The organism is Prevotella mikamonis, assembly GCF_055381405.1.
This window is the reverse complement of sequence record NZ_AP035785.1, coordinates 2,502,167-2,526,815: the sequence shown is the minus strand read 5'-3', so window position 1 is coordinate 2,526,815 and position 24,649 is coordinate 2,502,167. Positions and strand designations below refer to the sequence as shown.

Annotated in this window: 17 protein-coding genes; 10 read left to right on the top strand and 7 right to left on the bottom strand. The window is 49.0% G+C overall.

Annotation, left to right across the window (positions count from 1 at the left end):
* Positions 1-204: 204 nt before the first annotated feature.
* Together ACZ42L_RS10560 and ACZ42L_RS10555 are read left to right on the top strand one after the other, a co-directional pair.
* The gene (locus ACZ42L_RS10560) at positions 205-1,512 is read left to right on the top strand and encodes an ATP-binding protein (RefSeq protein ID WP_464716065.1); all 1,308 of its coding nucleotides are present in this window, start codon (positions 205-207) and stop codon (positions 1,510-1,512) included.
* A 70-nt stretch (positions 1,513-1,582) separates the two neighbouring features.
* Positions 1,583-2,890, top strand: coding sequence for a UDP-N-acetylmuramoyl-tripeptide--D-alanyl-D-alanine ligase (locus ACZ42L_RS10555; protein WP_464716064.1), 1,308 nt, complete (start codon positions 1,583-1,585; stop codon positions 2,888-2,890).
* A 27-nt stretch (positions 2,891-2,917) separates the two neighbouring features.
* Here ACZ42L_RS10555 and ACZ42L_RS10550 read toward each other — a convergent pair whose 3' ends face one another.
* Positions 2,918-5,095, bottom strand: a complete 2,178-nt coding sequence (locus ACZ42L_RS10550; protein ID WP_464716063.1) for a glycoside hydrolase family 3 C-terminal domain-containing protein — start codon at positions 5,093-5,095, stop codon at positions 2,918-2,920.
* Between the two features lie 37 nt (positions 5,096-5,132).
* The gene (locus tag ACZ42L_RS10545; RefSeq protein WP_464716062.1) at positions 5,133-6,041 is read right to left on the bottom strand and encodes a LysR substrate-binding domain-containing protein; all 909 of its coding nucleotides are present in this window, start codon (positions 6,039-6,041) and stop codon (positions 5,133-5,135) included.
* A gap of 119 nt (positions 6,042-6,160) precedes the next feature.
* Here ACZ42L_RS10545 and dgt point away from each other — a divergent pair, with 119 nt between their 5' ends.
* Together dgt and ACZ42L_RS10535 are read left to right on the top strand one after the other, a co-directional pair.
* Positions 6,161-7,498: a dGTP triphosphohydrolase gene (gene dgt / locus ACZ42L_RS10540; RefSeq protein WP_464716061.1), complete on the top strand. Its 1,338-nt coding sequence runs from the start codon at positions 6,161-6,163 to the stop codon at positions 7,496-7,498.
* A 673-nt stretch (positions 7,499-8,171) separates the two neighbouring features.
* Entirely contained in the window at positions 8,172-8,654 is a 483-nt protein-coding gene (locus tag ACZ42L_RS10535; RefSeq protein ID WP_464699121.1) for an arsenate reductase ArsC, read from the top strand.
* Positions 8,655-8,838: 184 nt separating this feature from the next.
* Here ACZ42L_RS10535 and ACZ42L_RS10530 read toward each other — a convergent pair whose 3' ends face one another.
* Positions 8,839-9,756: a DNA adenine methylase gene (locus tag ACZ42L_RS10530; RefSeq protein ID WP_464699120.1), complete on the bottom strand. Its 918-nt coding sequence runs from the start codon at positions 9,754-9,756 to the stop codon at positions 8,839-8,841.
* Between the two features lies 1 nt (position 9,757).
* Positions 9,758-10,558 (bottom strand): type II restriction endonuclease, encoded by an 801-nt coding sequence (locus tag ACZ42L_RS10525; RefSeq protein ID WP_464699118.1) that lies wholly within the window; start codon positions 10,556-10,558, stop codon positions 9,758-9,760.
* Between the two features lie 138 nt (positions 10,559-10,696).
* On the opposite strand from ACZ42L_RS10525, the gene ACZ42L_RS10520 reads away from it, so the two are divergent.
* From ACZ42L_RS10520 to ACZ42L_RS10495, 6 genes are all read left to right on the top strand, one after another.
* A complete protein-coding gene (locus ACZ42L_RS10520) occupies positions 10,697-12,568 on the top strand; it encodes an AAA domain-containing protein (protein ID WP_464716060.1) in 1,872 nt (623 codons plus the stop codon).
* 2 nt (positions 12,569-12,570) lie between these two features.
* Positions 12,571-12,966 (top strand): hypothetical protein, encoded by a 396-nt coding sequence (locus ACZ42L_RS10515; RefSeq protein ID WP_464716059.1) that lies wholly within the window; start codon positions 12,571-12,573, stop codon positions 12,964-12,966.
* A gap of 51 nt (positions 12,967-13,017) precedes the next feature.
* Positions 13,018-13,572 carry an RNA polymerase sigma-70 factor gene (locus ACZ42L_RS10510; protein ID WP_464716058.1) on the top strand — a complete coding sequence of 185 codons (555 nt, stop codon included), beginning with the start codon at positions 13,018-13,020 and terminating at the stop codon, positions 13,570-13,572.
* Between the two features lie 63 nt (positions 13,573-13,635).
* Entirely contained in the window at positions 13,636-14,640 is a 1,005-nt protein-coding gene (locus tag ACZ42L_RS10505) for a FecR family protein (RefSeq protein ID WP_464699112.1), read from the top strand.
* A 155-nt stretch (positions 14,641-14,795) separates the two neighbouring features.
* Positions 14,796-18,077: a TonB-dependent receptor gene (locus ACZ42L_RS10500; RefSeq protein ID WP_464699110.1), complete on the top strand. Its 3,282-nt coding sequence runs from the start codon at positions 14,796-14,798 to the stop codon at positions 18,075-18,077.
* A gap of 11 nt (positions 18,078-18,088) precedes the next feature.
* Positions 18,089-19,753: a RagB/SusD family nutrient uptake outer membrane protein gene (locus ACZ42L_RS10495; protein ID WP_464716057.1), complete on the top strand. Its 1,665-nt coding sequence runs from the start codon at positions 18,089-18,091 to the stop codon at positions 19,751-19,753.
* A gap of 167 nt (positions 19,754-19,920) precedes the next feature.
* Here ACZ42L_RS10495 and ACZ42L_RS10490 read toward each other — a convergent pair whose 3' ends face one another.
* The 3 genes from ACZ42L_RS10490 to ACZ42L_RS10480 all read right to left on the bottom strand — a co-directional run bounded on the left by ACZ42L_RS10490 (position 19,921) and on the right by ACZ42L_RS10480 (position 24,589).
* Positions 19,921-20,871 (bottom strand): alpha/beta hydrolase, encoded by a 951-nt coding sequence (locus tag ACZ42L_RS10490; protein ID WP_464716056.1) that lies wholly within the window; start codon positions 20,869-20,871, stop codon positions 19,921-19,923.
* Positions 20,872-20,969: 98 nt separating this feature from the next.
* On the bottom strand, positions 20,970-22,280 hold the full coding sequence (gene eno / locus ACZ42L_RS10485; protein ID WP_464716055.1) for a phosphopyruvate hydratase: 1,311 nt from the start codon (positions 22,278-22,280) through the stop codon (positions 20,970-20,972).
* 164 nt (positions 22,281-22,444) lie between these two features.
* A complete protein-coding gene (locus ACZ42L_RS10480) occupies positions 22,445-24,589 on the bottom strand; it encodes an FUSC family membrane protein (protein ID WP_464716054.1) in 2,145 nt (714 codons plus the stop codon).
* Positions 24,590-24,649 lie beyond the last annotated feature (60 nt).

Below are 24,649 nucleotides of genomic sequence, written 5' to 3'. Positions count from 1 at the left end.
TGTTGCTGCCTAGGCTCTGCATTGATGCTGTTCAGGCTTTGCAGCAATGCTGCCAAGGCCCTGCAGAAAACAAAGGATGAACAAGCGTGAAAACAAACAAACGATGTAAACTACATAAAGAGTCGCAAATATTTTGCCACCTCAATCACATTGCATAACTTTGTAACCACGGTTACAGTAACAGCCGTTGCAAAATGAAGAGCTATGAAGTTTTACGGAAGATACAAGGAGATTGAGACTTTACAGCGAATAGAGAAAATATCGGCTTCTTATTCGCAAATGACAGTGATTACAGGACGCAGACGTATTGGAAAAACTACGCTGGTAAAGCATGCTTGCAAACAAGTTCCGATGGTCTACTTCTTTGTAGGGAGGAAGAGCGAAACCATGCTTTGCAATGAGCTATCGGGCATCGTAAAAGAGCTATTAGACCTGGACTTGGGAGCTTTTACGTCGTTCAGTCGGCTTTTTTCCATTCTCATGGCTTATTCCGCTACTCACAATTTCACACTTGTATTAGACGAATTCCAGAATTTAAGATTTGTCAATACGGCTCTGTTCAGCGAGATTCAGAATGTATGGGACAGTCAGAAGGACGAAAGCCACATCAATCTGATACTGTGCGGCTCGGTGTATACAATGATGACCAAGATATTCGACGACCGCCACGAACCGCTCTACGGCCGGGCCACGAACCGCATCCGTCTGCAACCTTTCACCACATCGGTACTCAAAGACATTATAGCCGATTTCAATCCACTATTTTGCAACGAAGACTTGCTGACCCTCTACATGACAACAGGAGGCGTAGCCAAATACGTAGAACAGATGATGACGCATGGAGCATGGACCAAAGAAGGCATGCTGCGCGAATTCATTGGCTACGGTTCGTACTTTATACCTGAAGGAAAAGAGATGCTCATGGACGAATTCGGACGCGATTCGGGCAATTATTTCTCGGTTCTTACAGCCATAGCCGACGGACGGACAGAACGCGGAGACATCAAAAGTTATATTGATATAGAACCTGGTGGCTATCTCGACAAATTGGAAAAGAATTACGATTTGGTATATCGGTATCGCCCATACAATGCTCCGGCCAAAGGACAGAACGTGAAATACGGCATCAAGGATAATTTCCTGAAATTCTGGTTCCGTTTCATCCACAAGTATCTAAGTGCCATCGAAATAGGCAATACTGACTATGTACTGGCTAAGATAAATGACGATTATGACACGTATTCGGGCTTGATACTCGAAGAATTTTTCCGCCAGAAATATCGTGAAACAGGATTTTACAACACTGTAACCAACTACTGGGAAAAGAAAGGACAGAACGAAATAGACCTCATTGCTGTCAACGAAGTAGAAAAGCGGATGATAATTGGCGAAGTGAAACGCCAGAAACATCGTATCAGCTTGGAAACCTTGCACGACAAAGCTCGAAACATCACCAGCCAGAAAAGAGGATATACCATAGAATATATAGCCCTGGCGATAGAAGACATGTAATTTTCAGAAGAGCACTTGCATGCAGCTCGCGAAAAAATATGTAAGTTTGTTCTTGAATAACACTATACGAATGAATGCAACCGAATTATATGCACTGTACCTGAAACAGGGACAGGCAACCACCGACAGCCGCGATTGCCCTGCCGGCTCTATCTTCTTTGCCCTCAAGGGCGAGTCGTTCAACGGCAACAAGTTTGCCGCCGCGGCGTTGGAAAAAGGGTGTGCCTATGCCGTGGTCGACGAAGCCGAATATGCCGTCGAGGGCGATGCGCGCTACATACTCGTGCCCGATGTGCTGCAAGCCTTCAAGGATATGGCCCGCGAACACCGTCGGCGGTTCGACATACCTGTGATTGGTATCACGGGAACTAACGGCAAGACTACGACCAAGGAACTCATTGCTGCCGTGCTGGAGCGGCGATACGACGTGCTGTATACGCAGGGCAATTTCAACAACGATGTGGGAGTACCCAAGACACTATTGCGGTTGGAAAAGCAACATCAGATTGCCGTTATCGAGATGGGGGCCAGTCATCCCGGCGACATCAAGACACTGGTGGAGACGGTAGAACCCACCTGCGGACTGATAACGAATGTGGGAAAGGCCCATCTGCAAGGATTCGGCTCGTTTGAGGGCGTGATGCGCACCAAGGGAGAGCTGTACGACTATCTGCATGCCCACCATTGCGAAGTGTTTGCCAATCGCGACAACCCTTATCTGGAGCAGATGCGGGAGCGTGCAGGCATCGACAAGGCCACGTACTACGGACAAAGTGACGACGCAACGATTGCAACACGTGGAGAGCTTATTGACTGCACGCCGTTCTTACACTTCCGCTGGCAGTGGGGCGATGGACCGTGGCATGAAGTCGAGACGCATCTCATCGGGGCTTACAATCTGGACAATATGCTGGCTGCCATTGCCATTGGCGTGCGCTTCGGCGTCTCGCCCGAACAGATAAGCGAGGCACTGGCCAACTACATACCGAGCAACAACCGCAGTCAGCTGGACGTAACGGCGCACAACAAACTCATTGTCGATGCCTATAACGCCAATCCTACGAGCATGGCAGCGGCTATCCAGAACTTCAGTCTCATCCGAGACGAGCATAAGATGGCTATTCTGGGCGATATGAGAGAACTGGGTGAAGCAAGTGCTGAGGAACATCAGAAGATGGTGGAACTCATTGCCGGGAAAGAAGTGGGCCGTGTGTGGCTCGTCGGCGAGGAATTCGGGAAGACACGGTGCGACTTCCGTAAGTTCAAAGACGTGGAGGAAGTAAAAAGCGAGATTGCAAAACTGCAACCTCGCGGCTATTATATTCTTATCAAAGGGAGCAACGGCATCCATCTGGCAGAGCTGAAAGAGCTGCTGTAAGGATAGTGCCGACATCGCCCGACCAGCCTACCTGAGCATGATATCGAGGGTAAGTTGGTCGGGTGTCTGTGTAGAAGCGGTGCTCAACTGATAGTTTCCGGGCACTGTACGCATCGTATTGGTCGACTCGTCCCAACCTTCAAAACGTTCACGTGGGAACTCCAAGCAGACATGACTGGTTTTTCCAGCCTTCACCTCGACATGTTTGAAGGCACGCAACGACTTCAACGGCCCATTCTTGTCGGCTTTGTTGCGTACGTATATCTGTACTGTCTCTGCGCCATCGCGCTTTCCCGTGTTCTTCACATCTATTTCCACTACCCCACGTTGTGCATCGTAAGTCAGGTTGCTAAGCTTGAACGTGGTATAGCTGAGACCGAAACCGAAGGGGAATTGCGGCTCACCCTTGAAGTAACGATAGGTGCGTCCGGCCATGCGATAGTCTTCGAAATCGGGCAACTGACCGACATTCTTGTAAAAAGTAACCGGCAATTTTCCACTAGGATTGTAGTCGCCGAAAAGCACATCGGCCACTGCCTTGCCCCCGAACTCACCACCATACCATGCCTGAACGATGGCATCGGCATGCCGACTCTCCGGAACAAGGCCCACAGCACTACCCGAACAGTTGACGAACACCACGCGCTTGCCCATCTGGTGCAGCTTCATGATAATGTCGCGCTGGGCCTGTGGCAACTCTATATCGGTACGGTCGCCACCACGGAAGCCAGGTTCGTTGACTGGCATTTCCTCCCCTTCGAGACGAGGGGATATTCCTCCCACGAAAACAACGACGTCGGCATCGCCCACCTGACGCAAAATCTGCTCTTCAGCAACTTCGGTCGATTTTTCACCAGCAGCTTTCGGCTCGACCACATTGCGCATCAATCCACAGCCTTTGACATATCTCACACTTGCCGACTTTTCCTGAATGCCGGCCAGAATCGTCGTGGTATGTGTGGGAAATCCATTGTAATTGCCCCACAACATCGTAGAATCGGCCGCATTCGGCCCCATGACGACAATGCGCTGTCCACTCTTACGCAACGGCAGCAGATTGTTCCTGTTCTGCAACAGCACCATCGAGCGGCGCGCCATTTCGTATGCCAGTGCCTTATGCTCTTTGCTCGCAATGACCGATTGCGGTATTTTGGTCCAACTGACGAGCGAATCTGGGTCGAGCGTACCGAGTTTGATGCGCTCTACAAAGAGTCGGCGCAGACTCCTATCCACCTGTGCTTCGGAGATAAAACCGGCCTTGACAGCCTCCGGCAACGACTTATACACATCGCCACACTCTACATCCGTACCCGAAAGGACAGCCTTGGAAGAAGCCTCTGCCGGTGTTTTGGCGACGCCATGTCGCCCCGGTTCCCAGAAATCACTCACCGCTCCGCAGTCGCTGGTCACTATTCCTGTGTAATTCCAATCATTCCTTAATATCTGTTGCAAGAGTCGATTGCTTCCGCAACAAGGCTCTCCCTCAAACCGCTGATAGGCACACATCACCTCACGCACGTCGCCCTCTTGCACCAATGTCTTGAAGGCAGGAAGGTAAGTCTCGTATAAATCGCGTGCCGGGAGGTCTTCTATATTAAACGAATGACGATTCCACTCCGGTCCGCTATGCACGGCAAAGTGCTTGGCACAGGCCAACAGTTTATAATATTTGTTCTGAGTGCGACCGCCTTGTAGTCCTTCTACCACTGCCAATCCCATGCGCGCAGTGAGGTAAGGGTCTTCTCCATAGGTCTCCTGACCGCGTCCCCAGCGCGGATCGCGGAATATATTGATGTTCGGAGTCCAGAAAGAGAGACCGCGATTCTGCTCGAAAGAGCCTTCACGCTTGGCCGTCTCGTACTTCGCACGGCCCTCGTCGCTCACCGCATCGAACACCCGATAGAGCAGTTCGTCGTCGAAACTGGCTGCCATGCCCATCGTTATCGGGAATACGGTAGCCGTGCCATTGCGCCCGATACCGTGCAAAGCCTCGCTCCACCATTGGAATCCGGCAATGCCCAGACGCGGTATTGCAGGCGATGTATTCATCATTTGGGAGGCCTTTTCCTCCAAAGTGAGTCGGCTTACAAGGTCGGCAGCGCGCTCTTCGGCCGACAGTTTCACATTCTGAAAGGGGTACTGTTGTGCCACGACAGTCATCGAACAGGCCAACAACAGCATAGTTAGAATAGTCTTTCTTTTCATAGGTAGTAGTTTGATTGGTATATGATATGGCCGATGATTACATCAAGTCGGCCAATACTGAATAACGCTTGATGGCGTCAGACTCGCTGAGCATGCGGTAGAATTCGCGTGCCGAGTTCTTCACATACGTATTCTTACGCACATGGATGCAGCCTTCCATCGAGTCGTCGCAACTGGCCAAAGGCACTCCCTGCACCCCTTCGATATCGTGAATGGTGGTCTCTGCCAGCACAGAAACATAGTTGCTGCGACGCACGAGTTTCAACAATATCTCCACATCGTTCAACTCTATGAGTACATGGGGATGATGGTCGGTGTCGGCCAATATCCTATCGAAGGCATTACGTGCCTGCAATCCCGTAGCCGGCAACACCATGTCGCAGCAGTCAAGCTCGGATAACGACACCGAAGACTGGCGTGTCAGGGCATGACCAGTGCGTACCACGGCCGTCAGCCGAGTACTGAAGAGTACGTGGCTCTCGATGTTGGCATAGCGTTCAGAGGGCTTGAAAGCCAGTACGAAGTCGAGTTCACGCTGTTGCAACATCTCCATAAGCTCGCTCATCGGTTTGTAGATGATGTGCATGTGTACATGCGGATAGTGGCGGGTGAAGTCGAACAGGGCGTCGGTGAGCAGCGGACTGAACGTATATGTGACACCGATGTTCAGCGTTCCCGTCATGATGGCCTTCAACTCATTGATGCTTTCCACGCATGTATCGGCCGAAACGAGTGTCGCCCGCGCGTTGGGGACCATGTGTTCGCCCGCTTCCGTGAGCTGCACCTCATGACTGTTGCGCTGGAACAGCTCCACACCCAGCTCGTGTTCCAGATGCTTAATTTGCTGCGAAAGCGTGCTTTGCGTGATAGACAGAGCCTTGGCCGCCTCCGAAAACGAGAGCAGCTCGGCGGTCTTCAAGAAATATCTAAGTTGTCGAAGTTCCATCCTTGCAAAAATACAAAAAACTATCAAAAGGCACAAGGTTATGACTTTTTATTGCTACTTTTGTCAAACAATGCGACGGAATGCCGTCTCTTATAACCCTTTTAAGACACTATCAGCACATGAACTGGCTACAACTCATATCCAACAAACGCTTAGGACAGGAATACAGACATGCCGACTGGCACGACGACCGCTCGGAATTCAAGCGCGACTATGACCGCCTCATCTTCTCTGCCCCTTTCCGCCGGCTACAGAACAAGACGCAGGTGTTTCCGCTTCCCGGCTCGGTATTCGTACACAACCGACTCACCCACTCGCTCGAAGTGGCTTCGGTGGGCATGTCGCTGGGCAACGACGTGGCCTCGCTGCTAAAAAAACGCCATCCCGAACTCGCCGGAACACTCTTCGAAGAGATAGGAACTATCGTCAGCACTGCCTGTCTGGCACACGATATGGGCAATCCGCCGTTCGGCCATAGTGGCGAGAAAGCCATACAAGCCTTCTTCGAAGAGGGCGAGGGAGCAGCCCTCAAAGCCCGTATGGACCCTCAATTCTGGAGCGACATTACCCACTTTGAAGGTAATGCCAACGCTTTCCGACTGCTCACCCATCAGTTCAACGGTCGGCGCGTAGGCGGTTTTGCCATGACCTACACCACCCTGGCGAGCATCGTAAAATACCCTTTCTCATCGGGACAAAGCGGCCATCACGGCAAATTCGGATTCTTCCAGTTCGAGCGCGACACCTATTGTACGATAGCCGACGAACTGGGTATTATCCGCACATCGGCTTCCGGCGAACCGTTGGCATACGCCCGACACCCGCTGGTGTATCTCGTTGAGGCGGCCGACGACATCTGCTACGAGGTCATGGATATTGAGGATTCACACAAACTGCGCATCCTCTCCTACGAACAGACGACGGAATTATTGCTCGGTTTCCTAGCCCCCGAAGAGCAGCAGCGCGTGAAACAGCGTATCGAAGACGAGCATATAACCGACGAAAACGAGCGTGTAGTCTACATGCGGGCCTGTGCCATCGGCAAGTTGGAAAGCGAATGCGTGGCCGCATTCGTCGAACACGAGGACGAAATCCTGGCCGGAACATTCGAGGGAAGCCTTGTCGACCACATCAGCCCACTGCAACGCGACGCTTACAAACGCTGTGCCGAGGAGTCGTATCGGCTCATCTACACCAGCAAACCGGTACTGGACATCGAGCTTAGCGGTTACAAAATCATGGAGACATTGATGGAAACGCTCGTCGATGCAGTCGTCAACCCCAACAAATTCCATTCCAGACAGCTCATCAACCTGGTAAGCAGCCAGTACGACATTCGCAACGACAATCTGGAAAACCGTATCATGGCCGTGATAGATTACGTCAGTGGCATGACCGATGTCTATGCCCTCGACATCTACCAGAAGCTCATCGGCAGTTCGTTGCCGTTGGTATGATATATCCATCATCCAACTCGTAGGGGGCGAATTGAATTCGTCCGATAAACACGACCATGCCAATCTATCATCCAGCAATACATCATCGTCGCTCTAAACAATCTCCTTGGCAAAGAAACTATTTTGAACACATCATAAGAAACGAACAATCCTACCATAAGATTACCCAATACATCTATTACAATCCACAATATTGGCAGGACGATTGTTTCTATATCCAACCGTAAGGGCGAATGCAATTCGCCCCTACAGAATCCAAATATCATTACCACATTCATACTATTGATACAACATATCAATCAAATCACCTGTAGGGGCGAATTGCATTCGCCCTAAATACAAAGCACATTGATAATAAGGAACACATAGCTGTCGGCCCAATGAAACACAGTCAATCTGTATCAGAATTATCTGTTGTTCACTGCAAAGCCTCCGCAGCATCGCTGCAAGGACCAAACAGCAATGCTGCAAAGCCCAGGCAGCAACACTGCCAAGGCCCTGCAGAAAAACGAGTGAAGACAACCTAGGCAAGCAGCATGACACCATGAGCCGACATCATGGTCTCTGAGCCGTCGGCATCTCGCACATTCCCCAAGCAGAAGAGTTTATCTGTCAATTTCCCAGCCATCTGTTTGGCCATTCAAAACCATGTGCGTATATTTGCCGACATAATATGTCAAGAATCCTAATTTTATGCACGGGCAACAGTTGTCGCAGCCAAATGGCGCATGGTTTCCTGCAATCGCTCGACAAGACACTCGAAGTTTGTTCGGCCGGGACACAGCCTGCGGCCCAAGTCAATGCCATGGCGGTAACCATCATGCAGGAGGCCGGTATCGACATCAGCACGCATACACCCACAGCGGTAGAACGTTATCTGGACCAACGGTGGGACTATGTCATCACCGTGTGCGACCATGCCAACGAGACTTGCCCCATGTTCCAAGGCCAAGTGGGAAAACGACTGCACATAGGATTTGAAGACCCGTCTGCACTCACTGGCAACAAGGAATTCATACATCGCGAATTTGCCAGGGTACGCGATGAAATCAAGCGCGAATTCACAAAATTCTATCTCACGGAAATCAAGAAAGGTGTCCTGCCAGACGAATGCAAAGAGGTGAGCCAACCAACTGCCCCCAACACGAATTCATAGGAAAAGCCATGACAGCGGACTTTGCCGTTAGCATATTTATTGCTATTTTTGCATGCAACTATGAGTGAATCTCGACCCTACAGAGCCTCAGACAGCAACGCTGCCGAGCCTTTGCAGGAAAACGATACATTAGCAATATAAAAAAGAAATGAACTTATGGGATGGACAAATGGACGAGTTAACCTTATACGAAGGCCAATTCCAATTCCTGTTCTATAGATTTTTCTACCCCCAAAGATTTCTCCGTCCGCTCAAAATTGAATACCAACGCTTCTGTCATTGCATGCCTATTCTCTATATGAGCACCTCCATGATAGAAATGTTCTGTCGTTTCGATATTAAAATCTTTCCAAATACTAGGAATCATTTCATTCTCTCGATACTGATTATGATGCCAAGTTGATAGGATAAAATTGGCCGGAGTACGTCTCAATGCCTCATATAAATCCAATTCGTCTTGCTCTGTCCAATTATTAAAATAATCAGTATAACGACCAAAATAAGGAGGATCACAATAAATAAGATCTCCTTTTTGCGCCTGCTCTATAGTCTCCCTAAAACCGACATGCTTAAATTCCCACGGACTGGATGTTATAACACGTCTTACAGCATCAACCTGATTGCATATTTTAGTAATATAACTTGGCGAAAATCTATTAGGTTTCTTACAGAAAGGAACATTCCATTCTCCTTTCCTGTTAAAACGCATCATGCCATTGAAGCCTGCCCGTGAGAGGAAGATAAAGTCAAAAGGACTATGCTCACTATTAAATCTTGTCCTTATCTTACGAAAATATGTATATCCATTTTCATCGGCCTCAGACAAAATTCTTCCCTCTTTTTCCAAATAAGCTCGCATATTAAAGGCGTTCACTTTTCCGTTAAGAACACTATTATAGAAATGAATAATATGCGGATTTGTATCCCCAACAATATGTTCCCCCTTTAAGGGTGAATTAAATCCAACAACTCCTGTCCCCAAAAAAGGTTCTATCCATCTTGCATTCTCGCTGACACCGGAATGCAAAACTAAATCAGTAATCCAAGGAATAAGTTTCGTTTTAATTCCTTGTGACTTGATGGGAGGGACTACTATCGACATACTATTTTAATTTATCCAAAAGTTTCTTTTGCCTTTGCAAGTACTTCTTATATGATTCAAGATTTGTATAATGCGGTTCACCGATTCCTGCGGTTCGAGCATCTACTTTATTATAATAACCCGACCAGTAATCATCAAACACCGTTTCGCCCAATTCAGCAAAAGGGCCATGTCCTTCTACAAGTTCCTTTATATTACTGATTCCACCTATATTCCTAGTATTTCCACTTCCAGGAATTACGTTGGCAATCTTCCATTTAGGTTGGACAAAGAATATAAAGTTATTGATAACCGATTCTATAAGATTCAGTTCATCAACTTTATACTTGCTCTTTTTATCAATCAGCTTATCCGATTGCTTATAAAGTATACCCAATACAATATGTGAAGAATAAGAGTTATAAGTATAATCCATATTCTTGACAGAGTTCCTATCACGAAAATATCCCCAATATGAACCTAACGTCAGACCATTAACATGGTCTCCTTCATAATAACTTGTCTTAAAGTCTACAGCAAACAAATGACCTTCAGCATCTTTAAATGTTAAGTCCGGATAGAAATTCTGTTTACTCGGCAATTCTAATTGCATTCCATGATTACGAGCAAATTTATCAAGTTTGGGTATTAAGAGTATTTCTATAATCTTAGATACTACTTTTGTATCATGAGTAATTGTATAGACATTTTTGTCAACATCTATAAATCCTTTAACAATCCATTCATTATTGGCAGTTTCCAGATATGCTTTATACCCTTCAACCTCTCTTGTCAGAATGTCTAAAAACTCTTCTTTATTCATGATGAAGTATTATAATATGCAAATATACTATTTTTCCTGTACTTTTATTGTAGTAAGATGGTTTTTATCGTCATATCATTCCCTATATTGAATGTTTATTTGCCATTATCATATTTATTGCTATTTTTGCATGCAACTATGAGTGAATCGTCGACCCTACAAAGTCTCAGGCAACAACGGTTGTTGCTCGAACTGGAATACAACACAGAGAAAGAGGCCTTTCGAAAGCAGACCGAAACGATGGGACTGCAACGAAAGGTGAAGCGCGGCGACGCCTGGTATCCGCTGAGAGTGGGCAAAAATTACTACAATTCGCTGAACCAACTCTCGCTCGAAGTATTCCGCACAAGCGACGAAGAGATAGAGTGCAACTTCGAATATGGGCGACCGGTGGTGCTGTTCCGCGTAGATGGCGAGAGTGGGCGTATACACTACTTTCCCTTTACAGGCTCGGTGAGCTACGTAGAGGACGACCGCATGGTAATAACCGTACCCGACTCGGCCCGCTTGTCTGATGTGCAGGCCTGCACATCGACGATAGGTGTGCAGTTGTTTTTCGACGAGACCAGCTACCGGCTGATGTTCGAAGCCCTCGACAAGGTAATCCGTGCCGATGGAAACCGACTGGCCTATCTGCGCGATTTGTTCTATTCGCACCGCCCTGCCGAACGCTTCAGCTTTGCAGCCACACGGTTTCCGTGGCTCAATGCCACACAGGAAAAGGCTGTGAACGAGGTGCTGTGGGCCAAGGACGTGGCAATAGTACACGGTCCGCCGGGTACGGGAAAGACCACTACGCTGGTAGAAGCCATCAACGAGACGCTGATGCGCGAAAGCCAGGTGCTCGTCTGTGCGCAGAGCAACATGGCCGTAGACTGGATATCGGAGAAGCTGGTAGACCGCGGTATCAATGTGCTACGCATCGGAAACCCCTCGCGCGTGAACGACAAGATGCTGTCGTTCACCTACGAGCGACGCTTCGAATCGCATCCGGACTATCCCCAGCTATGGACCATCAGAAAGGCTGTCAGGGAGTTGCGCAGCCAAAGAAAGGGGCGCGACGACCGCTATCATCAGAAAATGGAACGACTGAAGAGCCGTGCTGCAGAACTGGAGATTCGCATCAACGCCCAACTGTTCGGCGAAGCACGCGTGGTTGCCTCCACGTTAACGGGTGCAGCCAATCGCCTACTCGACCGCCAGAAGTTCGGAACACTCTTCATCGACGAGGCAGCCCAGGCACTGGAAGCAGCCTGCTGGATTGCCATTCGCAAGGCCACACGCGTGATTCTGGCCGGCGACCACTGTCAGCTGCCACCCACGGTGAAGAGTATCGCAGCACTGAGGGCAGGACTTGGCAAGACACTCATGGAACGCATCGTGGAAAACAAGCCCGAAGTGGTGACGCTGCTCAAAGTGCAATATCGCATGAACGAGCAGATTATGCGCTTTTCGAGCGACTGGTTCTATGGCGGACAGGTGGAGAGCGCACCGCAAATCAAGTTCCGCGGCATACTCGACTATGACAACCCCATCGAATGGGAACGCACGGAAGTGACTGCCAAGGAGACATTCGTGGGTGAGAGTTTCGGACGTATCAACAAAGAAGAAGCCGAACTGACACTACAGAAACTGGAAGCATATTACGAGAAAATAGGCAAGGAGCGAGTGCTGGATGAGCGAATAGACGTGGGCATCATCTCGCCCTATCGCGCCCAGGTGCAATACCTGCGACGCCTCATCGGCAAGCGCGCCTTCTTCAAGCCTTACCGTCATCTCATCTCTGTGAATACCGTCGACGGATTCCAGGGACAGGAACGCGACGTGATACTCATTTCGCTGGTACGCAGCAACGATGAGGGACAGATAGGATTCCTCAACGATTTGCGCCGAATGAACGTGGCCATCACCCGTGCCCGGATGAAACTCATCATCCTGGGCGACATAGATACGCTCACACGACACCCTTTTTATAAGAAACTCTACGAAAGTATTCAAAACGAATCATAAGCATGCTACAACGCGACTACTACCTCAGACTGATTCAAGAATTCATGGCTGCACTGGCCAAAGTGCTGGAAAAGAAAGAGTTTACGGCTCGGAAAGAAGAGCTGCGCAAACTCTATGAGCAATATGTAGGGCCGTATGCGTTATACGCCACAGCCACTATCGACGAGGTGATGCGCGCGCTCGAAGGCGAAACACAGGAACGCCGCATCATGAAACTCGAAATGCTTTCGGAGCTGTACTACCACGAAGGCAGCATGGAGACAGGGCCTACACGCGAAATCATGCTCTCCAAAGCCTTCGCACTGCTGGACTATCTGGAAGCCAACAGTGGCACTTACTCCTTTGAGCGCAACGCCCGCATGGCCGCACTGCAAAGGGAACTCGGAAAAACACGGTAGAATATCATAGATACAAGATAGCGTTGAGAGTCTTCAAAGCATACAAGCCCCATGAGAGACACAAACCTTGAAACACACGTAAAAGCGTTCGCCCAAGGCGACAAGAGGGCCTTCGACCTGCTCTTCCTGAAGTATCAGCCCAAGCTGGTAGCTTTTATAGAGAGCTTTGTCAAGAACCATGAGACTGCACGCGATATCAGTCAGGATGTATTCCTGAAACTATGGAGAGAACGCGAGAGATGCCATCAGGTGAAATCTTTCAAATCTTATCTCTTCCATACCGCCAAGTTTGCCATCTACGACTATCTCGACCATAGCCTTGTAGAAGATAAGTATCTGCTCCACGCGCTTAGGAAACCCACATTGACAGACAACGTAGAAGAACAGATATTTGCCAACCAACTGCAAGAACTTATAGATGCAACTCTCTTGCAAATGACACCCCAACGCCGGAAAGTTTTTATCATGAGCAGGAAGAAGAATCTTTCGAACAGCGACATTGCCGAGCAGTTGGGCATCAACAAGCGTACTGTAGAGAATCATCTGAGCGCAGCACTGTCCGAAATAAGGAAAGTTATCAAACTGATGATACTCTTGTGGATGTAACAAATCAGATAATCGTTGTGCCTAAAAGGTGCTTTCACCTTCTTCTATATATAAAAGTAAGATATGGACTATCAAGATATACAAGCTGTCATACGTCAATACTGCAAGAACAAATTCAGTGTCTTGACACAAAAGAAGTTTGCCTGGTGGCTGTTAAACAACCAAAATCACTCGGCGCAGGAAGATACAATGGAGCTATTGTGGAATGAGACAAAGGAGGAAACTTCGGCAGAAACCATTGAAGATCTGCAGAGAATCAAAGCCGTCATGCACCACCGTACACCTACAACACGGTATGTACGACTGGGCATAGCCGCTACGCTGCTCATATTTTTCTCATCTATGACTACAATCCTGTTGCTGAAACGCTTCGAACATGTAGAAAAAGAAGATGTCAGACTGGTACAAATAACCGTGCCGAACGGGACAACACGCCAAGTAATATTGTCCGACAGCACCGTGGCAACCATCAACGGCGGGTCTACACTGATTTATCCCAGTCAGTTCAACTCGGCCACACGCACCGTATTTCTGACGGGAGAAGCAAACTTCTCCATCCACAAGGACACACTACACCCATTCATTGTGCAGACAGAGCAACTCTCGGTCAAAGCATTGGGAACTATATTCAACGTACTGGCCAATCCTGATTCAAGATGGGTATCGACCACCCTGAAGGAAGGAAAGACCGAAGTGGCCCTACAGCAACAATCCTCCGGCCAGCCAACAAATCCTAAATATCTGATGACCCCCGACCACAAACTCATCTACAACAAGATAAGTAAAGAAGTAACGATTGTAACTGTAGATGCCAGGCAAGTGCTGTCGTGGACTCAAGGCACTCTCACCTTTGATGCCATCGACTTTCAGGAAGTGGTTTCCCGACTACAACATCGCTACAATGTACATATCGTCTGTCACAATGTAAGAGACATCAAGGGGCTATACCATGTAAAATTCAGACCCGACGAATCACTCCACTGCATTCTCAAAGTGCTGAGCAACATCTGTACTCCGTTCGATTACGTACAAAAAGGCGACAGTATTTACATCACTCCGCGACCATAGCTGCATTAAAACACAGATTAACACCTTTCGCAAAAAAATCAAATATTTTCTGTGCGTCAAGCACTCTGCAACCTTCTTCATAGTAAAAAGGGAAACCTTTGTGTGCATATCAAACACGACTAACCAATTTTTATAACCATTAATAAACCATTAGGATGAAAAACAAAAAGAATTATGGCTTGTTCATGGGACTCTTGTTTACGACCGCTGTATGGATGCCGAATAGTCTGCATGCGCAGAATATTCGATTCAAGAGCGACCGTATGACGCTGAAAGAAGCCTTCGTGGAAATCGAGAAACAAGCAAAGCAATCAGTGGATTATGATGTGGCTGCCATCGACCTGAACCGAGTCGTCAATGCCAAAGATGCCAATGGAAATCTTCACAAAGCATTGGCAAGCATCCTCAAAGGGACGGGCTACACCTATGAGATGAGCAACGGACACATCATTATCAGTAAAGGGAAGATACAGCAAAGTCCATCCAATGCCCAACAACGCCAAATCACTGGTACGGTTAAAGACGCTAAAGGCGAGCCGCTGACCGGTGCAACGGTCGTACAGAAGGGTACTACCAATGGTACGGTAACCGACGTAGACGGTCGATTCGTACTCAATGCACCCGTCGGAAGTACACTGCTCATTTCATACATCGGTTCGAACGACCAAGAAGTGAAAGCTACGGACAATCTTTCTATCGTCTTGACCGACAACGTATCGGCTCTGGAAGAGATTGTCGTAGTGGGGTATGGCACACAGAAAAAGATGGATCTCACCGGTTCAGTAGCCAATATCGGAAGCAAAGACCTAGCCAACCGCCCCGTAACAACACTGTCCAGTGCCATACAGGGACTGGCTCCAGGCGTTGCAGTGACCCAAGGACAAGGACGACCGGGACAGGAAGGCGCTACCATCAGAGTGCGCGGAACCGGCACACTGAACAGTGCCAGCCCGTATATCCTGATTGATGGTGTGGAAACCGGTACAATGAACTCGCTCGACCCTAATGACATCGAGTCCATATCAGTGCTGAAAGATGCTGCCTCGGCAGCCATCTACGGTTCGAAAGCAGCCAATGGCGTCATTCTGATTACCACCAAACGTGGCGCAGTGGGCAAGCCCTCGGTCAATTACAGCGGCTCTGTGGGCTGGCAATCGGAGACAGGACACATCGAGAGAATGAACTCTGCCGATGCCGCCACTTATTATAACCTGGCCTTAAGCAACGGTGGAAAAGCCCCGAAATTCTCTGAAGAAGAAATCAAAAAGTTCCGCGACGGGTCCGATCCCTATAACTATCCCAACACCGATTGGCACTCATTGGCTTTCGACGGGAGCGGTTTCATGCAACATCACAACATAAGTGTGAGCGGTGGAAACGAATTCGTGAAGTACATGACGTCCGGAGGATTCCTCACACAGGAGGGAGTCTTGCGCAATTGTAACCGTATGCAGTTCAACGTGCGTTCCAATATCGACATCAAACTGTCCGACCATTTTACCGCACATAGCAATTTGTCCTATATCAACAACAGCTATGACGATGCAGATAACTCGTACGTGGGAGACGGCTCCGACCAGATTCTACGACAACTGAACCGTATTGCGCCTTGGATACCATACAAAAACGAAGACGGGACATACGGCACTATCGGTGACGGAAACCCTATTGCATGGCTCGACCTGGATCAAGCCATCCAGCGGAAGAATCAGAATTTCACGGGTATACTGTCTGTAGACTACAAAATTATAGATGGGCTGGTGCTGACCGCACAAGGTACTTACATCAGCAATGTGCAGGATTACAAGGCTTTTACCAAGGATATTCAGTACAACAAGAACAAATACCACGGCCCGAACAAGTTGACCGATGCCAGCTATCTATGGAATCGCTATGCCTTTGATGCACTGCTCAACTATCATAAAACATTCGGGCAACACGACGTAAAGGGACTCTTGGGCTACCGATTGGAAGACTATAACTACAAAGAACTGAAAGGAACGCGCACCGACTTCCCCAATAATGAAGTAACAGACATGGATGCCGGTACAGAATCTACGCAGACCAATAAAGGCTATTCGCGCGAATTGGCCATGATGTCGTACTTCGGGCGCATCAACTATGAGTATGCCAACCGCTACTTGTTTGAGGCAAACCTGCGTGCAGATGCCTCATCGCGCTTTGCCAGAGGACACCGATGGGGCTACTTCCCCTCTTTCTCCGCAGGATGGCGTATCAGCGAAGAGAGCTTCATGGAGTCTACCCGCAGTTGGTTGGACAACCTAAAAATCAGGGCATCATGGGGACAATTAGGTAATCAAGATGCACTATCGGACTACTATCCAGCCTTGCTTACTTACTCTGTCGGCAGAAATTATCCTTTCAATGGCGTCGTAAATACTGGTATTGCACAAACTTCATACAAACTCTCTACCATCTCTTGGGAGAAAACAACTACATGGGGCGTCGGTCTGGATATGACATTACTGCGTGGACTAACCCTGACCGTGGATTATTATAATCGCAAGACCACCGGTATCATCATGTCGGTACCTGTTCCGGGAACCTTTGGTCTGTCGGCATACAAGGACAATGTAGGCTCGATGCAGAACAGCGGAATTGAAGTTTCGCTAGGTTACCAGAAACAAGCTAAGCAATGGTCTATGAACATTGTGGGCAACGTGGCTTTCAACAAGAACGAGATACTCGACCTAGGCGGTGTCAATGAAATGATTGACGATTACTACATCAACCGCGTGGGGTGTGCTTACCGCTCTTTCTTTGCTTATCAAACCGACGGACTTTTCCAAAGCAAGGAAGAAGCCGATGCCTTCACTGAGAAATATGGCAATCCATTTGGCCGAAAATTCAAGGCCGGCGACATACGCTATGTAGATGTCAACGAAGACGGGAAACTTACTTCTGCCGACCGCACCGTATTCAAAGCCGAGCAGCCTAAAATGACTTTCGGTCTCAGCCTGTCTGGAACTTATAAGAACTTCGACCTGTCCATGCTCTTGCAAGGAGCTATCGGGGTGAACAGATATTTCAACGAAGAGGTGGTAGGCGACTTTACCGGAGATACATCTTCGCCCTCTACAGTGTGGTTTGACGCGTGGTCTGCCGACAATCCTAATGGAAAATTCCCCTATATTGCCGAAGCCAAAATGTCGCCAAGTTATCCCACCAACCGTTCTTCATTCTGGATATTCAACACCAATTATCTGCGTTGCAAGAGTCTGCAAATAGGTTATACACTACCCAACAAGTGGCTCAAGAAGATAGGACTGGACCGCATCAGACTATATTATGCAGCCGAAAATCTCTTCAAGTTAGACAATCTGCCTGTGAATATAGATCCCGAAGCACCTTCTGGCCGTGGGTCTCACTATCCGCAACTGATGACAAACTCTTTCGGTATCAATATTAAATTCTAAACCACAGCAAGATGAAAGATTTTAAAACATACATCACCATTGCCCTGATGGGGCTGTCGACCACATCATGCGAGTCGTTTCTTGACACCGCACCGCAAGACGCTCTGTCACCATCTACATTCTGGAAATCGGAGAAAGATGTCAAGAGCGCTGTCACAGCATGCTATAGTGCCTGGTATAATCCTCATACAGGGTCTTCCGACATATTCTTTTCCGACTGTACTTCAGACATAGGCTACAACCATACCGGTTCAAGCAACTATAAATACGTGGGAAACGGCTCGCTGTCGCAAGCCAAGACCATCAAGTACTACGATTATTCCACCATACGCATCTGCACGACATTCCTGGAAAACGTAGAATCGCTCACATTCCTCGACGAGACTACCAAGAAAGACTATATGGCGCAAGCACGTACCATAAGAGCTTGGAGATACTTCCAAATGAATTTCTGGTACGGAGGAGTGCCGCTCATTACCAAGTTTGCCGAAACTGCCACCGAAGCACAGGTAGCTCGCAATACCGAGGCCGAAGTAAAGGAATACGTGTATAAGGAACTGGATGCTGCCATCCCAGATTTAGCCAAAAAGCCTGCCGAACGTGGGAGGATTGCACGTGGAACAGCCTTGGCCATCAAAATGCGTGCATCGCTCTACTGGGGCGACTATGCTCAAGCTCTCGATGCTGCCAATAAAATCAAGGAATTGGGAATATACTCTCTCGACTCCGACTATCTGAAAATGTTCTCTATGAGTGGTCAGGATTCCAAGGAAATCATCTGTGCCATGCAGCATGTAGCCACTACCTATGAATTTGGCAATGCCATCAGACTGTTCAATAACCAGGATGGTGGATGGGCTTCCTTCGTACCGACACAGAATCTGATAGACATGTTCGAGATGGCAAATGGCAAATCGATTACCGAAAAGGGTTCTGGTTATGACCCCGTACATCCCTTTGCCAACAGAGACCCACGCCTGTATAAGACCGTTGTCTATCCCGGTATGGACTGGATGGGGTCCAACGGTAAGACACGCGTCTTCAATACTTTAGACAAAAATATTGATGGTAAGAAAAATGCCGATTACTACGATGCAGCTAACAACTCTTCAAAATCGGGCATGATATGGGCCAAATACACCACACCGCTGTCACAGTATTCGCCGGCACTCGACAACGAAGGACTGTGTCCGATAGTCTTTAGATATGCCGAGGTGTTGCTGACCATTGCCGAGGCCGATGTGGAACTAAACAAGAATCTGACGGAAGCACTCGACATCATCGACATGCTGAGAAAGCGTGGAGGACAGATTCCTGTAGACCGCGCGCGCTACAATACGCAAGACGCCATCAGAGAATTGGTCAGAAGAGAACGCTGCATAGAGTTGGCAGGCGAAGGACTGCGCCGGGCAGACATCGTAAGATGGAAAGACAAATCGGGCAAGATGGTAGCTGAGACTGTACTGAACGGGACGCTGTACCACATGATTGGAACAATAGACTACAAAGAGACCGATCCCACACGACGTGCCATCATCACCCTACCAACATCTTCCAATCAGACTGCAAGGAAACTCGAAGACCGCGTATTCAAGCCTTTCCAACGCTATCTGCCCATTCCCCAGGCCGAACTCGACCGCAACAGCCAGCTTGTACAAAACGAAGGATATAAATAGTTTCTCTCTCTTATCCTCTGTCTGAGGATGAAATGTAAACAAAGGGTATGTCAGACAATTATGTACTGATATACCCTTTGTTTTCTGCCAAGGCTTTGCAATCATGCTGCAGAGTCTTGGCAACATTGCTGACTGGACTTTGCAGCATTGCTGTTTGGCCTTTGCAGTCAATCCATATATTTCTCCACAAATCGCTTGACGGTCTGGATGTATGCCTTGCGGTGAGTGGAATAGCTCATGGCATGGACGGCACGGGGGAAAAGAGCGAGCTGCTTGGGCTGCGGTTTGGCAGCATAGAGCGGATAGACCATGCGCACAGGCACATAGGTATCGGCCGTTCCATGTATGAACAGCATCGGTTTATGGCATTGGGCTACCTGCTTCAACGCTGAAGCCTCGGCAAACGACCAGCCATAGTGCAGCTTGCAAAGCGCACTGGTGGTATACATCAAAGGGAATGGAGGGAGATCGAATTGGTTGCGGAGTTCTCCGCTGAACTCATCCCAGACATCGGTATATCCGCAATCTTCCACGAAACAACGAATATAGTCTGGCGTGTTATCGCCCGACAACATCATGACTGTGGCTGCTCCCATAGATATGCCGTGAATCACTTGTGCCGTCGTGCCAAAGAGAGAATGGGCCACGGCCGACCAGCGCAATACGTCCTTGCGGTCTTCCCACCCCATCCGGATATGGTCGCCATCACTCTGCCCGTGCGCATAGAGGTCGGGAAGCAACACGTTATAGCCCATCTGCGCGTAGATATGGGCAATATGCAGCATGCCCACGCCACTGTCTTTATACCCGTGGACGAGCAAGGCTGTACGGCCGGTACGTTTCGGGGCATAGACATAGTAGGCGTGCATCCGCTCGCCGTTCTCCTTATATATAATGGTGTCGCGTAGCGCGTGTATGCGTTGCAGGCTGTCTATCCAGGGTTTTATTTCGGGATTTGCGACCGTCAGTTCCTGTAGCCGTGTCTGCACATGTGCTTCTCTGTCAGCTCTAGGCGACAGCGAGAACGAAAGCATATAGCATGATGCCACAAAGACGATGGTCAGCACGATTCCCACTAACAGGCCCATCCTACGGAAAATAAGCGATTTCTTTTTCATAAGCAAACGAAAAAAGGATAGTTCCACGGTATGAAACTATCCTTTATTTATTTCTCCATACAGCTCCTTCTCGCAGAGAAAGGAATGGAGAGGGATTCTTACTTCATCTTGGTATAACCATACTTAGCTGAGCAGCACAACTCTTCTTCGATGCGGATGAGCTGGTTGTACTTAGCCATACGGTCTGTACGGCTCATGGAACCGGTCTTAATCTGGCCAGAGTTGGTTGCTACGGCAATGTCAGCGATGGTAGTATCCTCTGTTTCACCAGAACGGTGAGAAGTAACAGTGGTGTAACCATGACGGTGAGCCATCTCGATAGCGTCGAGAGTCTCAGACAATGAACCAATCTGGTTAACCTTAATCAGGATTGAGTTAGCTGCACCCATCTTGATACCCTTCTCCAGGAACTTCACGTTAGTAACGAACAAGTCATCACCAACCAACTGGCAACGGTCGCCAATCCTAGCTGTCAGTTTCACCCAGTTCTCCCAGTCGTTCTCATCAAGACCGTCCTCGATAGAGTCGATAGGATACTTTGTGATGAGTTCTTCCAAGTAAGCAATCTGCTCTTCAGCTGTGAGCTTCTTGCCATTCTTTACGTCCTTAGGCATACCGTTCTTGAGTTGACGATAGTCATAGAACCACTGACCATTCTCCTGAACAGCAAATTCAGAAGCAGCACAGTCCATAGCAATCTTCACATCATCACCTGGCTTGTAACCAGCGTCCTTGATAGAAGCGATGATTGTGTCGAGAGCATCCTCGATACCATCGAAGCTAGGAGCGAAACCACCCTCGTCGCCAACGGCTGTAGAGAGTCCGCGCTTCTTCAGGTTCTTTGCCAATGCGTGGAAAACTTCAGCACCCATGCGGATAGCTTCCTTCTCGTTCTTAGCGCCTACAGGACGAATCATGAACTCCTGGAATGCGATAGGAGCGTCAGAGTGAGCACCGCCGTTGATGATGTTCATCATAGGAACGGGCAAAGTATAGGTATTGCAACCACCGATGTAGCGATACAAGGGGATATTGAGAGCCTTGGCAGCAGTCTGAGCAACGGCCAAAGAAACACCGAGAATGGCGTTAGCACCGAGCTTGCTCTTTGTAGGAGTACCGTCGAGTTCAAGCATCTTGTTGTCGATCTTGCGCTGTTCGAGTACGCAGAAGCCCTTCAATGCCGGAGCGATGACGTTGTTCACGTTCTCTACAGCCTTCAGAACACCCTTGCCACCGAAACGGTTCTTGTCGCCGTCGCGAAGCTCAAGAGCCTCATTCTCACCGGTAGAAGCACCAGATGGAACGCTGGCACGACCCATCACACCATTTTCCAATGTTACTTCTACTTCTACTGTAGGATTGCCACGAGAGTCAATAATCTCACGAGCATGTACTTTTTCAATTACCATAGTTGTTTTCTTTATTTTATAAAATACAATTATATTCGTATTCTCTATGTATGCAAAGGTAGTACAAATTTCGCATATAGCATTCACCCGTGTGCAGTAGAAAGGTGCATTTTATATAAATTAACGCATGCGCGAGCATTCTATGCGTACACACGATAATCTGCCTATCGTCTCCTGCTTTTGCTGATGCTCTCCTTCAACAGTTCGGCAGCCACCTTCGAGATATTATACAAGATGACCATATTGTGGTTATCGGTAGTGGCCAGACGCTTGACGAAAGCGGCATTCCATGCCGTCACCTCATCTATTGTGACAGGATGGCCGGTCTCTACGGGTGCAGGCGAGAAGTTATGTTGCACCTGTTCTATCACCCGTGAGATGTATCGGCATATCTCTACATCCTCTGTCGTGAGCGGCTTACTGTAATAATGCGCTCCGAGGGCCGACACATACGACAGCAGAGAGTGGTGCATATAGGTCAGCGCATAGGCCTTGCGCTGCAACTTGCGCTTCTTCCTAGGCTCGGCGTGCATACCCTTCCAGGCCTTTGCCAGGGCGTTATCGGCCTGGTGGGCGGTCCGCCTGTTGTGGTAATAGGCTGCTCCACGCACGTCGTTCTCATAGATGGTATTGAAGTAGCGCAGCGTCTTTGTGATGGCATCGGTCATAAGTTGTGGCAGATGGCGATATTGCCAGTCGGGCCAGATATACCGCACGGCCAGAAAAGCCATGACTGCACCTAGCAGCGTATCGAGCAACCGGTAGGTCATCACGGCCACTCCCGTGCCGGTCTGTAGGTTGAAGGCGGCTATCACGAACATGGTGATGAACACCACGGCATACGTATAGCGCCTGCGCACCCAGTAGAAGAACGTGAAGATAGAGAACAGCAACAGCACGATTTGTCCTGCCACGGTGGGCAGCAAGTGTGCCCAGATGACACCCAGCGCCACTCCCACGAAAGTGCCGAAGATACGTTCGAAGAGCCGCTGGCGCGTTGCTACGTAACTCTGTTGGCACACAAAGAGTATCGTCAGTACCACCCATGCCCCTTTATTCATGTGGAATGCCTCTACCAAGGCATATCCGGCCACCAGACAGAGCGACAGTCTCACCGCATGGCGGAATCGCGGATGATTCTCGTCCAAGAGCGCCCGAAGCCGTTGTTTCAGCGGTGCGGGCCTGTATTGCAGCGTCTCCACCGGCACAGGTTCGGCATGCTGGCTGTCGTTGGCATGCTCCAAGAGCAGCGAGATACGCGAAAGATTGGAATAGAGCATGGACAGTGCGGCATATTCGGGGTCGTCGGTACTCTCTTCCAACTGGTGTCCCACGACCTCTTTCGTCCACCGCAAGTCAGCGGGCAAGACAAATTTCTCGCCCGTAATAATCGCGTCGGCGTAGTGGCGGATAGCCTCCGACAGACAGTAAAGATATTGTCCGAGTCCTTCGAGCAGCAGGGGATGACGGCAACGACGGCTCAACACGTCGTAGCGCTGATGGGTAGACGCCGCACGCTCGTGCAGTTGCTGCAACAATATCCACTGATGATACAGCGGCGAAAGCCCCTCCGTGCTCTTTCCGCCCAGCACATCGAGGCACGAATAGATTACGTCTTTACAGCTGTCTATACCGCGTCCCACGGCTATATTGCGCTCGGCCATCTGCGTGCGCCCCTCTTTGTATTCGTCTTTCGTACACGGGAAGAGTTCGGCCTTCACGCTCAGATAGTCGGCCAGATGGCCATAAGCCACCGCCAACTGTTCCTTGAGCAGTCGATAAGGGCGCAGCGAGAGCAGCAGGAGAGAGATGCTGCCATACATCAGTCCGCCCAGTGGCAACAGAATAGGCTGATAGTACCACGGCTTGATGCCTGCCCCCAGCATGGCATATACCGACACGAGCAACGCCCCAAAGGTGACTCCCTGATAGCGCGTGCTCAATCCGCCGAGCAATATCAACGTGAACGACGTGGCAGCCAATCCCATACCGAATATCCAGGGATAGTCTTTCAGCAGTTCCACGCTCATGCTTACAATCACGAAACTGATGATTGTCACCACCAGACTGCGCATGCGCCCCAGCGGATGGTCGTCGTTTTCGGCCAGGGCAGCACCCACCGCGCCCAATGCCAACGTACATCCTACGAAAGGATCGCCCAGCAGGCAGCAGGGTATCACCATCAGAGCGATGGCCGTCGTCACCTTGAGTGCCCACAGATTGTCGGGATGTGTCCAGAAACAATCTATCCAAACCCGACGCAACCGTCGCACAGAGGCACTATATATCTTTGCTAGAAACTTCTTCATACCTATCTGCAAAGATACGGATTTTTCGCCGATTCGGACACAAAAAAATGGCGCCTGAAC